Origin of the sequence: Acidovorax sp. 56 (assembly GCF_002749705.1) — a bacterium.
Classification (GTDB): Bacteria; Pseudomonadota; Gammaproteobacteria; order Burkholderiales; family Burkholderiaceae_C; genus Acidovorax.
The window spans coordinates 4,557,758-4,572,273 of record NZ_PEEV01000001.1 but is presented as its reverse complement, the minus strand read 5'-3'; the positions used below and the strand labels follow the sequence as shown (position 1 = coordinate 4,572,273).

13 protein-coding genes are annotated in these 14,516 nt (G+C 65.1%); 3 read left to right on the top strand and 10 right to left on the bottom strand.

What is annotated here, in order from left to right:
* The first annotated feature begins 33 nt into the window (after positions 1-33).
* Both CLU88_RS20245 and queF read left to right on the top strand, forming a co-directional pair.
* A complete protein-coding gene (locus CLU88_RS20245) occupies positions 34-930 on the top strand; it encodes a 2OG-Fe(II) oxygenase (protein ID WP_099658139.1) in 897 nt (298 codons plus the stop codon).
* Between the two features lie 61 nt (positions 931-991).
* Positions 992-1,840, top strand: a complete 849-nt coding sequence (gene queF, locus CLU88_RS20240) for an NADPH-dependent 7-cyano-7-deazaguanine reductase QueF (RefSeq protein WP_099658138.1) — start codon at positions 992-994, stop codon at positions 1,838-1,840.
* A 91-nt stretch (positions 1,841-1,931) separates the two neighbouring features.
* Here queF and CLU88_RS23570 read toward each other — a convergent pair whose 3' ends face one another.
* The 5 genes from CLU88_RS23570 to CLU88_RS20220 all read right to left on the bottom strand — a co-directional run bounded on the left by CLU88_RS23570 (position 1,932) and on the right by CLU88_RS20220 (position 7,745).
* A complete protein-coding gene (locus CLU88_RS23570) occupies positions 1,932-2,861 on the bottom strand; it encodes a methyl-accepting chemotaxis protein (protein WP_369827672.1) in 930 nt (309 codons plus the stop codon).
* Positions 2,862-2,891: 30 nt separating this feature from the next.
* Positions 2,892-3,494, bottom strand: coding sequence for a PAS domain-containing protein (locus CLU88_RS23565; RefSeq protein ID WP_199173482.1), 603 nt, complete (start codon positions 3,492-3,494; stop codon positions 2,892-2,894).
* 238 nt (positions 3,495-3,732) lie between these two features.
* Positions 3,733-5,292: a PAS domain-containing methyl-accepting chemotaxis protein gene (locus CLU88_RS20230; RefSeq protein ID WP_099658137.1), complete on the bottom strand. Its 1,560-nt coding sequence runs from the start codon at positions 5,290-5,292 to the stop codon at positions 3,733-3,735.
* A gap of 155 nt (positions 5,293-5,447) precedes the next feature.
* Positions 5,448-6,659 (bottom strand): DNA polymerase IV, encoded by a 1,212-nt coding sequence (locus tag CLU88_RS20225; RefSeq protein ID WP_233205628.1) that lies wholly within the window; start codon positions 6,657-6,659, stop codon positions 5,448-5,450.
* Between the two features lie 156 nt (positions 6,660-6,815).
* Positions 6,816-7,745, bottom strand: a complete 930-nt coding sequence (locus CLU88_RS20220) for a DMT family transporter (RefSeq protein WP_099658136.1) — start codon at positions 7,743-7,745, stop codon at positions 6,816-6,818.
* Between the two features lie 79 nt (positions 7,746-7,824).
* Here CLU88_RS20220 and CLU88_RS20215 point away from each other — a divergent pair, with 79 nt between their 5' ends.
* Positions 7,825-8,700 (top strand): LysR family transcriptional regulator, encoded by an 876-nt coding sequence (locus CLU88_RS20215; RefSeq protein ID WP_099658135.1) that lies wholly within the window; start codon positions 7,825-7,827, stop codon positions 8,698-8,700.
* Positions 8,701-8,771: 71 nt separating this feature from the next.
* Here the strand turns inward: CLU88_RS20215 and CLU88_RS20210 are convergent, their stop codons facing one another.
* From CLU88_RS20210 to CLU88_RS20190, 5 genes are all read right to left on the bottom strand, one after another.
* Complete coding sequence (locus tag CLU88_RS20210) at positions 8,772-10,034, bottom strand: type II toxin-antitoxin system HipA family toxin (RefSeq protein ID WP_099658134.1); 1,263 nt, start codon at positions 10,032-10,034, stop codon at positions 8,772-8,774.
* Positions 10,031-10,471, bottom strand: coding sequence for a helix-turn-helix transcriptional regulator (locus tag CLU88_RS20205; protein ID WP_099658133.1), 441 nt, complete (start codon positions 10,469-10,471; stop codon positions 10,031-10,033). Before CLU88_RS20205 ends, CLU88_RS20210 begins: the two co-directional genes overlap by 4 nt.
* A 141-nt stretch (positions 10,472-10,612) precedes the next feature.
* Positions 10,613-12,298 carry a thiamine pyrophosphate-binding protein gene (locus tag CLU88_RS20200; protein WP_099658132.1) on the bottom strand — a complete coding sequence of 562 codons (1,686 nt, stop codon included), beginning with the start codon at positions 12,296-12,298 and terminating at the stop codon, positions 10,613-10,615.
* Positions 12,299-12,328: 30 nt separating this feature from the next.
* Positions 12,329-13,555, bottom strand: coding sequence for a pyridoxal phosphate-dependent aminotransferase (locus CLU88_RS20195; RefSeq protein WP_099658131.1), 1,227 nt, complete (start codon positions 13,553-13,555; stop codon positions 12,329-12,331).
* Positions 13,552-14,484 (bottom strand): amino acid ABC transporter substrate-binding protein, encoded by a 933-nt coding sequence (locus CLU88_RS20190; RefSeq protein ID WP_099658130.1) that lies wholly within the window; start codon positions 14,482-14,484, stop codon positions 13,552-13,554. The genes CLU88_RS20195 and CLU88_RS20190 overlap by 4 nt, the downstream gene beginning before the upstream one ends.
* Positions 14,485-14,516 lie beyond the last annotated feature (32 nt).

The following is a 14,516-nucleotide window of genomic DNA, read 5'->3' as shown; positions in this document are numbered from 1 at the left end:
TGTTTAGTTTTGTCCACGTTTGAGGTCCCGACCATGGCCCCATCCCCCGCCCAGCACAGCACCGCAACCACCCGCAAGCCCTCGGCCCAGTCCATCACCCCCGAGCTGCGCCGCTGGATCATCGAGCAGGCCCAGGCGGGTTTTGCGGCCCCTGTGGTGCTGCAGTCCATGCGCGATGCAGGCTGGGACGAGGACGTGGCCGCAGACGCCATGGAAACCACGCTGCAAGAGCACCTGAACGAGCTGGCCGTGCAACAGGGCCAACCCAGCGCCGTGCCGGTGCCCGAGCCCTTGCTGGGCGACTCCCCTGCCCTGCTGGACGCAGGCGACCGCCAGGTGCAGGTGCTGCTGCAACTGGCCAAGCCCCGCGTGGTGGTGTTTGGCAACCTCCTCTCTCCAGAGGAATGCGATGCCCTGATTGCCGCCGCCAGCCCACGCATGGCACGCTCGCTCACCGTGGCCACCAAGACGGGTGGCGAAGAGGTGAACGACGACCGCACCAGCGACGGCATGTTCTTCCAGCGCGGTGAAAGCACCCTGGTGCAGACCATTGAAGAGCGCATTGCCAAGCTGCTGCAATGGCCCATCGAAAACGGTGAAGGCGTGCAGGTGCTGCACTACCGCCCCGGGGCCGAATACAAGCCCCACTACGATTACTTTGACCCCAGCGAGCCCGGCACGCCCACCATCGTCAAACGCGGTGGGCAACGCGTGGGCACGCTGGTCATGTACCTCAACACGCCTGAAAAAGGCGGCGGCACCACCTTCCCCGATGTGTTCCTGGAAGTGGCCCCTCAGCGCGGCAATGCCGTGTTCTTCAGCTACGAGCGGCCCCACCCCTCTACCCAAACGCTGCACGGCGGCGCGCCGGTGATTGCGGGTGAGAAGTGGATTGCCACCAAGTGGCTGCGCGAGCGCGAGTTCAAATAAGCATCAAATCATTCTCTAGCGCTTGATTAACAAGCGCAAGCAGCTACTATTTTTATAGCAAATGACCAACACCCCTGAACAATCCCAACTGGGCAAGGCCTCGGCCTACACCGACCAGTACGACCCGACGCTGCTGTTCCCCATCCCACGCGCGGGCAAGCGGGCCGAGATCGGCATTGCCGATGCGCCACCGTTTTTCGGGGCCGACCTGTGGACGGCGTTTGAGGTGTCTTGGCTCAACCTGCGCGGCAAGCCCCAGGTGGCGCTGGTGCACTTCACCATCCCGTGCGAGTCGCCCAACATCGTCGAGAGCAAGTCCTTCAAGCTCTACCTCAACAGCTTCAACAACACCCGCTTTGCCGAAGCCAGTGAGGTACAGGCCCGCCTGCGCGCCGACATCAGCGAGGCCGTGTGGCGCGGCGCACCGCACCCCGCCACTGTGGGGGTCAAGCTGATTGCGCCCGAGCTGTTTGACCAGGAACCCGTGCACGAGCTGGACGGCCTGAGCCTGGACCGCCTGGACGTGGAATGCACCCACTACCAGCCCGCGCCCGAACTGCTCAAAGCCCAGTTTGACGAAGCCCCGGTGACCGAGGTGCTGACCAGCAACCTGCTCAAGAGCAACTGCCTGGTCACCGGCCAACCCGACTGGGGCAGCGTGCAGATCCGCTACACCGGAGCGCAGATCGACCAGGAGGGGCTGCTGCAGTACCTCGTGAGCTTTCGCAACCACAACGAGTTCCACGAGCAGTGCGTAGAGCGCATCTTCATGGACGTGTGGACGCGCTGCAAACCCATCAAGCTGATGGTGTACGCCCGCTACACGCGCCGGGGCGGGCTGGACATCAACCCCCTGCGCACCAGCCACCCCCAGGCACTGCCGGCCAACGTGCGCACGGCGCGGCAGTAAAACGCAGGGGCACCCGGCCTGCTACTGCCCGCGCCCCAAGCGATGCCCGCAGCCAGCCCATCGCACGGCCTGGCCTGCCCTCACACATCCATCAGACATCCATGTGAAAGACCTGCACCGCACGCGACAGCGTCTTGGTGCGGTCGCTCAGCACGCCCACAGCGGCGGCCGTCTGGTCCACCATGTTGGCATTTTGCTGGGTCACGCTGTCGAGCCGGTTCACGGCATCGTTCACCTGGGCAATGCCGATGGACTGCTCCCCTGTGGCGCTGGTGATCTGCGTCATCAGGTGGCTCACCTGCCGCACCGATCGCTCCACGCTGGCAATGGTGGCCTGCGCCTGCGCCGCATAGTCAGCGCCGCTGCTGACCTGCCCGGTCGATGCGCTGATGAGCTGGTGAATCTCGCGCGCGGCCTGCGCGCTGCGCTGGGCCAGCTCGCGCACCTCTGACGCCACCACCGCAAAGCCCCGCCCCTGCTCCCCGGCGCGGGCCGCCTCCACTGCGGCATTGAGCGCCAGGATGTTGGTCTGGAAGGCAATGCCTTCGATGATGCCGATGATGTCCTCCATGCGGCGCGAAGACGTTTCAATGGCTTGCATGGAGGCATTGGCACTGCTGACGGCTGCACTGCCCTGCTGGGCGATGTCGCTGCTTTGCTGGCTCTGCACGGCAATCTGGCGGGCCGCATCGGCCGTCTGGCGCACCGTGCTGGCCAGCTGCTCCATGGATGCCGCCGTCTCCTGCAGGCTGCTGGCCTGGTCTTCGGTGCGGGCCGCCAGGTCTTGTGCGCTGGACGAGATGTGCGTCGTGGCCTGCGTGAACACTTGGACCTCGGCACGCACATCGCCAATCACGGCGCGCAGATTGACTTGCACCTGCCACACCTTGCGGATCAGCGAACCCAGCACATGCGGGTGCGGCTTGATCATGCTGGACTTGAGGTTGCAGGCCGCCAAAGCCCCTGCAAAGTCATCCAGCTCATCGAGCACACTGGCCACACCCCAGTGAAACCACCACAACAGGCCTGCCGCCGCCGCGCCAGAGAGCCCCTAATGCGCCGCCAGGGCAGCCCCCCCGGTCATGCCCAGCGCCGCAGGCAAAGCCCCCACACCCAGCACTGCGGCCACACCCAGCGCCAGCCGCTGCGTGAGGGTGATGCGGTGCAGCGGCCCCAGCAGATCACGCCATCCCAGGGGCCGCACGCGCCCGGCATGCAGCTTGAAGGCGTGGCGCCCGCTCTCACGCTGCTGCGCCACCTTGGCATACAGCGCCTCGGCCGCCGCCACCTGCTCGCGCGTGGGCCGAAAGCGCACCGACATGTAGCCCACAGGCTTGCCGTGATCGAGGATGGGCGTGACGTTGGCCTCCACCCAGTAATAGTCGCCATTGGCCCGGCGGTTTTTGACGATGCCCGACCACGGGCGCCCTCGCCCTACCGTGGCCCACATGTCCTTGAAGGCCTCCGGCGGCATGTCGGGGTGGCGAATCAGGTTGTGGGGCTGGCCCATGAGTTCGTCGTAGCTGTAGCCGCTGACCTCGGCAAACGCCGTGTTGCAGTGGGTGATGCAGCCCTTGGCATCGGTGGTGGACACCAGCAGTTGAGACTCAGGGAAGAAATACTCTTTGTGGGAGACAGGGAGGTTGGTACGCATGGTCGGCGAAGGCTGGAGGATCTGTGCATCCGGCAGTTGTTAGTAGATGCAACAGCCCTCCAAGGTGCCAGAGAACGCCCTTTCGCGGGCATGCCAAATGCAGCGCAACCGCCCGCCATTGACCTAAAGCAATCGCTCACATCGCGCCCGTTGTGCCAATCGGACGCTTTTCAACCACAAGGCCTTGTGCTTTGCAGGGCCATAGTTTAGCAAGAAACAATTCGGAAAAGATTCAAGCTCAATTCATCTTAAAAACATCGACTGACAACCCCAGCGCGTGCGCGCTGGATTTGAGGTTTTGGGCAGACGCGGTGGACTCTTCCACCAACGCGGCGTTTTGCTGCGTCACGGTGTCGAGCTGCGTGACGGCCTCATTCACCTGCGCAATGCCAATGGCCTGCTCCTTGGTGGCAGCAGTGATTTGCTGTACCAGCGTGCTGACGCGCTGCACCGCGTCCACCACCCCGCCAATGGTGGCGCCCGCATGGTCCATCTGCTGCGCTCCGCTGGCAATCTGGTTGACAGTGACATGGATGAGGCCGCTGATCTCTTTGGCCGCACCAGCGCTGCGCTGCGCCAGGGCCCGCACCTCGCCCGCCACCACCGCAAAGCCACGGCCCTGCTCACCTGCGCGCGCCGCCTCCACGGCGGCGTTGAGCGCCAGCAAATTGGTCTGAAACGCAATGCCCTCAATCAACCCCACGATCTCATTGATCTTGGCCGACGACTGCTGCATTTGCCGCATGGCCTCCCCCAGCTCGTGCACCGCATGCCCACCGTCTGCAGCAATCTGGCTGCTTTGCGCACTTTCTTGCGAAACCTTGGCCGCCGTGTCGGCTGTTTGGCGCACGGTGCTGGCCAGCTCTTCCATGGACGCTGCAGTCTCTTGCAAACTGCTCGCTTGCGATTCGGTACGTGCCGACAGATCGTGGCTGCCTTGCGCAATCTCTGCCGCAGCTTCGGTGAAGTGGCGCACCTCCGTGCGCACATCGCCCACCACGGCGCGCAAGTTCACCTGGGTTTGCTGCAGGCGGTGCACCAGGCCCTGCAGCGGCTGCGGGTAATCGGCCCGCACGGTGGACGTGAGATTGCAACCCGAGATGTCCGCCGCAAAACGGCTGGCCTCTTCAAGGCCCTGCACCACGGCCACCTGAAACCACCGCAAAACAGCACCCGCAGCCAGCAGCAAAATCACGCCCCTTGCCGCCACCGCCTCCACGCCTTGCCAGCCCAGCGCATCGGGCACCAAGACCAGCAGTGCCATCCACAGCAACATCAGCGCCATGCGCTGGGTAAGGGACAAGCGCCCCAACCGCTGCGCCACACCACGCACGCCCACGCCATGCAACTCTCCGGCCTCCAGGCGAAAGTGCTCCTGGCCCGATGCGGAATCGGCCCGCATTTGCGCATACAAGGCTTCAGCCGCAGCGGCCTCTTGCGCTGTGGGCTTGGTGCGCACCGACATGTAGCCACGGGGACGTCCGGCGTCCATGATGGGCGTGACGTTCGCCCGCACCCAATAGTGGTCGCCATTTTTGCGGCGGTTTTTGACCAAGCCGGTCCAGGGCTCCCCCCGGCCCACGGTGCGCCACAGGTCCTTGTAGGCGGCGGCGGGCATGTCGGGGTGGCGGATGATGTTGTGGGGCTGCCCCATCAGCTCCTCGTAGCGGTAGCCGCTGACCCGCACAAAAGCCGAGTTGCAATGCGTGATCTCGCCCTTGGTGTTGGTGCATGACACCAGCAACTCATCGCCCGAAAAATCGTATGGCTGCTGCGTGACGGGCAAGTTGATGCGCATGCGGTCTCCTTCTCTTGTCTGTACCGCCAACGCCTCCTGGCCCAAGGCACCCGCTCCATGCGCCCTGTGCCGCAACCACTTCATTCACAGCGCCGCAGGTTGATACCCGTCAAGTTTAACCACTTGTTACACGAATTTGACTTTGTAGTGACAATTCAAAAAAGAGGGGCCGTGTGCACATCTCGCTGGCGTGGTTTGGGCGCTGGCACGGTAAGGGCCGCCCCCACTTTGGACTCCGCCACCTCGGCATCGGCAGGCTGCAAAGTGCCCACCCGCACCCCCAGCAAGCGCAAGCGTTTATCCAGCGGCACGCGCTTGAGGCACTGCCCCGCCGTGCGCCGGATCAGGGCCGCATCGCTGGTGGCCACGGGCAGCGTATGGTCTCGCGTGGCGGTCTTGAAGTCTTCATAGCGCAGCTTGATGCCAATCGTCTTGCCCACATAGCCTTTGCGCTGCAGGTCCTGCGCCACGCGCTGGCACAGGTCGGTAAAGATGCGCGACAACTCGGCCCGATCGCGCACGGCATGCAGATCGCGGTCGAAGGTGGTTTCGCGGCTCATGCTCACGGGCTCGCTTTCGGTCACCACCGGGCTGTCGTCGCGGCCCCAGGCCACGCGGTGCATCCAGGCCCCGGTGGACTGGCCAAAATGCCCCATCAGCCATTGCCCATCCTGCGCCGCCAGTTGCCCAATGGTCTCTATGCCCAGCCGCGCCAGCTTTTCGCCCGCCTTGGGGCCAATGCCGTTGATCTTGCGCACATTGAGCGGCCAGACCTTGCTTTGCAGGTCTTCCTCGTAAACGATGGAAATGCCGTTGGGCTTGTTGAACTCGCTGGCCATCTTGGCCAGCAGCCGGTTGGGCGCCACGCCAATAGAGCAGGTCAGCCCCGTCTTTTCAAAAATGCTTTTCTGGATGAGCCGCGCCAGCACCCGCCCGCCTTCGCGCTGGCCACCGGGTACATCGGTGAAGTCGATGTACACCTCGTCCACGCCCCGGTCCTGCATCACCGGGGCGATCTCGGTGATGGCGCTCTTGAAGGTGCGCGAATACTTGCGCACCTCTTCAAAATCCACCGGCAGCACAATCGCCTGCGGGCACAGCTTGGCCGCCTTCATCATGCCCATGGCCGAGCCCACACCAAACTGCCGCGCCGCGTACGTGGCCGTGGTGATCACACCCCGGCCCACATAGTCCTTGAGCAGCGGGAAGTCCTCCACAGGAATGAAACATGGCTCCCTGGGCCCCGAGCCATCGGGGTTCTGCAACAGCAAGTCATCCACCTTGCGCCGCCCGCCCCCGATCACCACAGGCAACCCCTTGAGTTGCGGGTAACGCAACAACTCTACCGAGGCATAGAACGCATCCATGTCCAGGTGCGCAATGCGGCGGCGCCCGACAGGCGCAGGGGCGTCAGTAGGAGCGGTATCGGCAGTGGGCTTTGCGGAGGGTTCAGCGGTCACGCCATCTATTTTGCGCGGAGGCAAGACAGGCTGCTGACATCCCAACGCATGGGCCTGCAACGGTCAACGCGCTGCGTTGCGCCGCTCTCCCAGGGCCATGGCACCCAGCATCAGTGCCACCCCCAGCACCTGCAGCGCACGCAGTGGCTCATCAAAATACACCGCATCCATGCCAATGGCGACCACAGGGTAGGCAAACTGCAGCACCGCTACACGCGCTGTGGGCAGGCGGGCCATGCCGACATACATCAACGTATAGGCTAACGCCGTGTGGACCAAACCCAGCCCAGCCAACCACCCCCAGGCCGCCCCCCAGGCGGGCCAGCCCTGCTGCCAGGGCTCTAGCCACAGCACCGCAGTGCCCAGCGCGCATTGCCACCAGGCCAACACCCCCACGGGCAGGGCCTGCAAGCGCTTGGCCACCAAGGTCACGCCTGCGGTGAAAAGCGCCCCCAGCAGGCACAACCCCACACCCAGCCCATAGCTGCCCGGGCTGGCAGCGGCCTTGCCCTGCAGCACGCCCGTGGCCAGCACCAGCCCCACCATGGCGCACAGCACAGAAGCCAAGCGCTGGCGCGATACCGACTCTTTGAGCCACCAGGCCCCCAGCAACAGCAGCCACAAGGGCTGCACATGGAACAGCACCACCGCCATGCCCGTAGGCACATGGCGCATGGCCGTAAAGAACAGCCACCAGCTGGCCAACATGCCGGTACTGAGCAGCAACACCCAGGGCAATGCACGCCAACCCACCCACAGGCCGCGCCATGCCCCACGCCAAAGCATCCACAGCGTGAGCCCGATCAGGCCAAAGGCACACCGAAACCAGGTGGTGGTGAGTGGCGCAGCCTGCGCCTCGTGCACAAACACACCAATGCTGCCCAGCAACGCATTGCCCAGCAGGAACCACAAGGTGCCCGACACCACCGAAGGCAACCCAAAGGAGCCAGGGCGGTCAGACACAGCCAAGAGACGAGAGGCCAATGAACGCATGGCGGCAGTGTGGGCCGCCTATCATCGCCAGCAAAGCGCATTATTCAAAACCCATCCGTTCGAATATCGAATACATCCCATGACGTACCGAGACCTGCAATTCGATTGGCTGCAATGCCTGGTGGCGGTGGTGGACGCGGGCTCTTTGTCGGGCGCAGCCGCAGAGGTGCACCGCTCGCAATCCGCCGTCAGCATGCAACTCAAGAAGCTGGAAGACGCTGTAGGCCACCGCCTGCTGGAGCGTGACGCACGCAAACAGCACCTCACGCCACAGGGCGAAACCCTGCTGGGTTACGCGCGCCGCATTCTGGCACTGCACGCCGAAGCACAGGACGCCATGCACGGCGCGCCCCTCACCGGCCGCGTGCGGCTGGGCGTACCCGATGACTACGCTGCCCGCTACCTCACGCCCGTGCTGCAGCGCTTTGCACCGCGCCACAGCGGGGTGGAGATTGAGCTGGACTGCGAGCAGTCCACCGCGCTGATCCCACGCGTGGCCAACGGCGATCTGGACCTGGCCCTCATCTCGCGCGACCATGCACGCCGGGGCATGCTGCTGTTCCACGAGCCCATGGTGTGGGTGAGCTCAGCTCAGTTCGATGTGTGGGCGCGCGACCCGCTGCCCATTGCCGTGTACGAATCCGCCAGCCTGGCGCGGCGCGGGGCCATCCAGGCGCTGGCACAGCAAGGGCGGCGTTACAAGGTGGTCTATCACAGCTCCAGCCTGGCCGGGCAGATTGCAGCGGTGGAGAGCGGCCTGGCGGTGGCCGCCCTCACCCACTGCAGCGTGCCGCCGCAGTTGCAGGTGCTGGGCACCGAACATGGCCTGGGGCCACTGGCCCCCATGGAGGTCGCCGTGTACCGCAGCCGCGCCTCGCGCGGAGCCAAAGCCGTAGACCGGCTGCAGGCGTTGCTGGTGCAGACGCTGCGGCCATCGGGCATCTTGCCCGCTTAGCCCACCCAACTTGCACCGGCTCGAACCACCCGGCGCACGCCCCTTGCAAACCACAAACCGCAAACAGGCTCTCAGGCAAAGGCCCGGCGTTGGGCTCGCAGTGCCTCTCGGTCAATGCTGGCATGCAGCAGCTCCATGTCGGTGCGGCCCACGCCTTGCCGTGCAAAGTGGGCTAGCCAACCATCGACCACACGCACCACCTGCCGGATGAGTTCAACAGCCCGCGCGCGCTTGAGGCCGAATTCACTCAGCTCAGTCAACGCATTTTCAAGGCTGGACTCCGCGCCAGCCAAGCCCACAGACATTGCCTGGTAGCCGAGGTTTTGCATCGTGGGCACTACGTCGTAGGCAGGGGTCAGTTCATAGTAGCCATCCAGCCCCAGGCGCAGGCTGTGGTTGCGCTCATGGTCGTCGGTGTTGTCCATGAGGATGTTGAACACCATGCGCTTGAACAGCTCCTCGCGCTGCGCCACTTGCGTATCGGGGTGGGCCAGGCGCAGCAGCACCGTGGCCAATGCGCTGTAGCTCTCGGGCAGCCGCGCAGCTCGCAGCGCCGTGCGGGCCGACAGGCAATGCAGGCGATATCCACCCACACGGTCAAAGCGCTCAATGGTCAACGCATGGCGCGCCTTGCCATGCCGGGCTGGGATAGGCAGCACGCCGGTAGCCGCCACGCGGATGCCTGCCTGCGCAGCCAGCGTCATGGTGGCGTGTTCGACCAGCGGCGTGTCCACCGCATCGTCCAACTCACTGAACTTGATGACACAAGGCCCCGCATCGATTTGCAGCAGGGCCTTGGGGCGTGCGCCGCCCAGCGTCACGCCGGGCTGGATGAGACGCTGCATCGCAGCAGTCACCGGGGCCTGGGTTTGCAGGTCTTCCATGGCGGCGCTCAACTGCGCCAGGTCCCGCAGTTGGGGATAGGGGCCCAAGGCGCGAGGCACGTACCGATCCGCAGAGACGGAAACACCCAGTGCACCAAACCGGTCATCGCCCGCAAACAGCAGCATCTCCAGAATGGACAAGCGCGCGGGCCGGTCCACATGGCGAATGATGCGCTCGCCCCAACGGTCGGGCCGGGCATCGTCGATGGCGCCGGGCGCACTGGTTCGCTCACCTGCGGTGAACTCCTGTCCTGACACCAAGGGCAAGTCTTCACTCAGCGGAAAGTGCCACCAGCCTTCGGCATAGCGAAAGGTGGCGCAGTCGGCCACGAGCTGGGACAAGCGCAATTCGCCCACCAGGGTGGGCTGCGCGGGGTTCACCAACGCCCACAGATAGAGCTGGTCTTGCGGCACATAACTGCGGGCATTCACCCCCACGCCCGGCTTCATCGCGGTGCCTTGGCAGGGCGAGGTTGCATGAGCGCAGCCAGCCCAACTGCCGCAGCCGGGACGGGGCGAGATGGCACAGGCGTGGCCGCTGTGCTGGCGCCGGGGCGCACCGCGTCTTTGGCGGTTTTGCGCGGACTACGAACGCGCGTGACCTCCCGCTCCAGCGCGGCATGGTCGTTCTGCGGCGCAATCACATCGGCCACCGCCACCGCGGGGTTCACCAGCCACATGCACATCACATAGCTGGCCATGGCCACGGACGGGTCGCCCCGCTCGATGCGTGCCATGGTGGGCTGAGAGACTCCCAGCCGCCGCGCCCATTGGGCCTGCGTCTCGCCCCGCCGCTTGCGGGCGATGGCGATGTGCTGGCCTAGCCGTTCAATCTGCTGCAGGACGGCCTGCGGGTACTCGGCAGGGCTGATGTTTTGCTTTGGCATTCATAGATGGTAGCCAAATTCACTTTTAAAGAAAATCTATGAATATTTCCAATCAAGACACCCAACAAGCCAAAATTTAGCATCAGCAAATTATTCATAGAAGTTGATTAATCAGTAATTTTCAAACTTCTATAAATCAATTTATCGCTTGGCCAGCGCCGCGCTGCGAATGCCCTGCAGCGTGCCGGTGGGCGTGATCGCCTCGGGATCGATCAGGCAGTGCAGCACGCTGGGCAGACCGCTGGCACGGGCGCGGGCGAGTGCAGGGGCGAAGTCTTCGGTGCGCTTCACCCGCTCGCCGTGGCCCCCAAAGGCCTGGGCGTAGGCCTTGAAGTCGGGGTTCTTGAGCTGCGTGGCGCTGATGCGGCCGGGGTACTCACGCTCCTGGTGCATGCGGATGGTGCCGTACATGGCGTTGTCCAGCAGCACCACGATGATGGGCAGGCCATACTGCACGGCCGTCGCGAACTCTTGCCCGTGCATGAGGAAGTCGCCGTCACCCGCGAAGATCACCACCTCGCGCTGGGGCCACAGGCGCTTGCCGCCCACACCCGCGGGCAGGCCGTAGCCCATCGACCCGCTGGTGGGCGCCAGCTGGCTCGCGTAGGTGGTGAAGGGCCAGAAGCGGTGAATCCAGGTGGCAAAGTTGCCCGCGCCGTTGCAGAAGATGGTGTCGGCGGGCAGCACGTCTTTGAGGTGCTGCATCACCTGGCCCATCTGCAGGTCGCCAGGAATGCCGATGGGCGCCGGGTCGCTCCAGGCCAGGTACTCGGCATGGGCAGCTTCAGCGTGCGCCTTCCAGGGCACGGGGGCCGTGGGGCGCACAGCATTCAAAGCCGCAGCGAACGCCTGTGGCGTGGCGTGGATGGCCTGGGTGGGGCGATACAGCTTGCCCAGCTCGTCCGCATCGGCATGCACATGCACCAAGGGCTGTGCAGGCGTGGGAATGTCAAACAGTTCATAGCCTTGCGACGGCACTTCAGACAGCCGCCCACCCACCACCACCACCAGGTCCGATGCCTTGACGCGCGCCAGCAGCTTGGGGTTGACGCCCAGGCCCAGGTCGCCGCCGTAGCAGGCGTGTGTGGCCGGGAACAGCATCTGGCGGCGGAACGAGCAGTACACCGGGATAGACCAGGCCTCGGCAAACGCCGTGAACTCGCGCACCGCCTGCACAGACCAGCGGCTGCCGCCCAGAATCGCTACGGGGCTTTTGGCGGCTTGCAGGCGCTGTGCCAGCTCGGCCATTTGCGCGGCGCCGGGGTGCGTCTCCGTCACCTGGTAGGGCAGCGCGTCGGCCACGGTGGCCGCTTCGGTCAGCATGTCTTCGGGCAGCGCCACCACCACGGGGCCGGGGCGGCCCGAGGTGGCCACATGGAAGGCGCGCGAGATCAGCTCGGGCACCCGGGCCGGGTCGTCAATCTGCACCACCCACTTGGCCATGGTGCCGAAGACAGCGCTGTAGTCCAGCTCCTGAAACGCCTCGCGCCCCATGGCACCGCGCGCCACCTGGCCTACGAACAGGATCATGGGCGTCGAGTCCTGGTGGGCGATGTGCACGCCTGCCGATGCATTGGTGGCACCCGGCCCGCGCGTCACGAAGCAGATCCCCGGCTGGCCGGTGAGCTTGCCCTGCGCCTCGGCCATCATGGCCGCGCCGCCTTCCTGGCGGCACACCGTCACGCCGATATCCGCATCGTGCAAGGCGTCCAGCACGGCCAGATAGCTCTCGCCCGGCACGCAGAACAGTTGCTTCACGCCATGGGTGATGAGCTGGCTGACCAGAATCTGGCCGCCGGTGCGGGAGGTGGTGGGTGCGGTAGTCATGTCAGACGGTCATTTCACAAAAACAAGAACTCAGAATAGTGCCGTGCATGCGCGCTGGATGCGCGCGCAGGCCTCTTGCAGGTCGGTCATGCTGGCAGCGTACGAGATACGGAAGTACGGCGCCAGCCCCAGCACGCTGCCAGGCACCACAGCCACATGGAACTCGCGCAGCAGGTAGTCGCAAAAATCCGCGTCGGTGCGCAGCGTGGCACCGCCCGGCGTGGTGCGGCCCAGCACGCCTTCGCAGCTGGCAAAGGTGTAGAACGCGCCCTCAGGCGTGCGGCAGCGCAGCCCCGGTGCCGCGTTGAGCGATGCCACCACCAGGTCGCGCCGCGCCTGGAACTCGCGGCAGCGCTCCACCACGATGTCCTGCGGGCCGGTGAGCGCCGCCACGGCAGCCGCCTGGCTGATGGACGACGCACACGACGTGGCCTGGCTCTGCACCACGGCCATGGCTGCGATCAGCGCGCGCGGGCCGGCGCCGTAGCCGATGCGCCAGCCCGTCATGGCGTACGACTTGGACACGCCGTTCACGGTGAGCGTGCGCTCGCGCAGCGCGGGCAGCACCGCCACGGGGGTCGCAAACGCATGGCCGTCGTACAGGATGTGCTCGTAGATGTCGTCCGCCAGCACCCACACCTGCGGGTGGTGCAGCACCACCTCCAGAATGGGCCGCAGTTGCTCGGCGCTGTACGCCGTGCCGCTGGGGTTGGACGGCGAATTGATGAACACCCAGCGCGTGCGCGGCGTGATCGCGGCGTCCAGCTGTTCGGCCGTGATGCGAAAGCCGTTGGCCTCGCTGCACGGCACCACCACCGGCACACCACCCGCAATCAGCACCATGTCGGCGTACGACGTCCAGTACGGCGCGGGCAGGATCACCTCGTCGCCAGGGTTCAGGCTGGCCATCAACGCGTTGTAGATGACCTGCTTGGCCCCGGCGCCCACCGTGATCTCGTTGGTGGCGAACTCCAGAGCGTTGTCGCGGCGGAACTTGAGCTGGATGGCGGCCTTGAGCGCGGGCGTGCCATCGAGCACGGTGTAGTGCGTATCGCCCTGCGCCATGGCCCGCTGCGCAGCCTCCTGGATGTGCACAGGCGTGTCGAAGTCCGGCTCGCCCAGGCCCAGCACGATCACGGGCTGGCCCTGGCGCTTGAGTTCGTTGGCGGCCTGGGTGATGCGCACGATGTCCGACACGCCGATGGCGCTGATGCGATCGGCCGCACGGAAGGCCGCGGCGGGGATGGCGGCGTTCATTGCTGGTAGGTTTCCAGAGGCTTGTCGTTGGGGGTGGCAAACAGCTGGCGCAGCGTGGCGCCCAGCGGCAGGTTCAGGCTCATGTTCTTGGGCGGGATGGGGTTCACGAACCACTTGGTATAGATCTTTTCCATCTCGCCGCTTTGCATCAGCCGGGTCAGCACACCATCCACCGCCGCCTTGAAGGTCGGGTCGTCCTTGCGGAAAAGCAACGCAATCGGCTCTGCGCCCAGCGGCTCGCCCACGATGCGGTAGGACGATGGGTCTTTGGAGTTGGCAATCATCCCGGCCAGCAGGTTGTCATCGAGTACAAATGCATCGGCGCGGCCTGACTCGAGTAGCAGAAAACTCTCGTGGTGGTCCTTGCCCAGCACGGTCTTGATGGGCGCGCCGCCCAGCGTGCGCTCTTGCTTGCGCAGCAGCTGCACGGCCGTGGTGCCGGTGGAGGCTGCAATGGTGCGGCCTGCCAGTTGGTTGAGGGATTTGAGATCGGAATCCTTGCGCACCGCCATGCGCACCTCGCTCACGTAGGTGGTCACCGCAAACGCCACCTGCTGCTGGCGCGCGGTGTTGTTGGTGGTGGGGCCGCAGCCGATGTCGAGCGTGCCGTTCTGCACCAGCGGCAGCGTGTTTTGCGCCGTCACGGCCATGTATTCGAGCTTGGCGTCGGGCACGATTTCTTTCAGCACCCGCTCGCACAGCTCCACGTGGTAGCCCACGTACTTTTCATTCGCGCCCAGCGCATAGGCCATGGGCGGCGAGGTCTCGCGCACGCCCAGCACGGCCTTGCCGCTGGCCTTGATCTTGTCGAGCGTCGAGGTCGTCGGCGCCGCAGCCGGCGCCTGCGCGTAGGCCACAGGCAGCGTGGCGCACCACAGTGCCAGTGCCGCAGCGGTGACTGCAGCGATTTTTTTGACGGAATGGGCCATGGTTTGTCTCCTGATCGTTATGAATGCCGTTG

Coding starts and splice junctions, on each gene's coding strand:
- CLU88_RS20245 (WP_099658139.1), top strand. CDS start 34: ATGGCCCCATCCCCCGCCCAGCACAGCACCGCAACCACCCGCAAGCCC.
- CLU88_RS20205 (WP_099658133.1), bottom strand. CDS start 10,471: ATGCCAAAGCAAAACATCAGCCCTGCCGAGTACCCGCAGGCCGTCCTG.
- CLU88_RS20210 (WP_099658134.1), bottom strand. CDS start 10,034: ATGAAGCCGGGCGTGGGGGTGAATGCCCGCAGTTATGTGCCGCAAGAC.
- CLU88_RS20195 (WP_099658131.1), bottom strand. CDS start 13,555: ATGAACGCCGCCATCCCCGCCGCGGCCTTCCGTGCGGCCGATCGCATC.
- CLU88_RS20215 (WP_099658135.1), top strand. CDS start 7,825: ATGACGTACCGAGACCTGCAATTCGATTGGCTGCAATGCCTGGTGGCG.
- CLU88_RS23565 (WP_199173482.1), bottom strand. CDS start 3,494: ATGCGTACCAACCTCCCTGTCTCCCACAAAGAGTATTTCTTCCCTGAG.
- CLU88_RS20200 (WP_099658132.1), bottom strand. CDS start 12,298: ATGACTACCGCACCCACCACCTCCCGCACCGGCGGCCAGATTCTGGTC.
- CLU88_RS20230 (WP_099658137.1), bottom strand. CDS start 5,292: ATGCGCATCAACTTGCCCGTCACGCAGCAGCCATACGATTTTTCGGGC.
- CLU88_RS20220 (WP_099658136.1), bottom strand. CDS start 7,745: ATGCGTTCATTGGCCTCTCGTCTCTTGGCTGTGTCTGACCGCCCTGGC.
- CLU88_RS20190 (WP_099658130.1), bottom strand. CDS start 14,484: ATGGCCCATTCCGTCAAAAAAATCGCTGCAGTCACCGCTGCGGCACTG.
- queF (WP_099658138.1), top strand. CDS start 992: ATGACCAACACCCCTGAACAATCCCAACTGGGCAAGGCCTCGGCCTAC.
- CLU88_RS20225 (WP_233205628.1), bottom strand. CDS start 6,659: ATGGATGCGTTCTATGCCTCGGTAGAGTTGTTGCGTTACCCGCAACTC.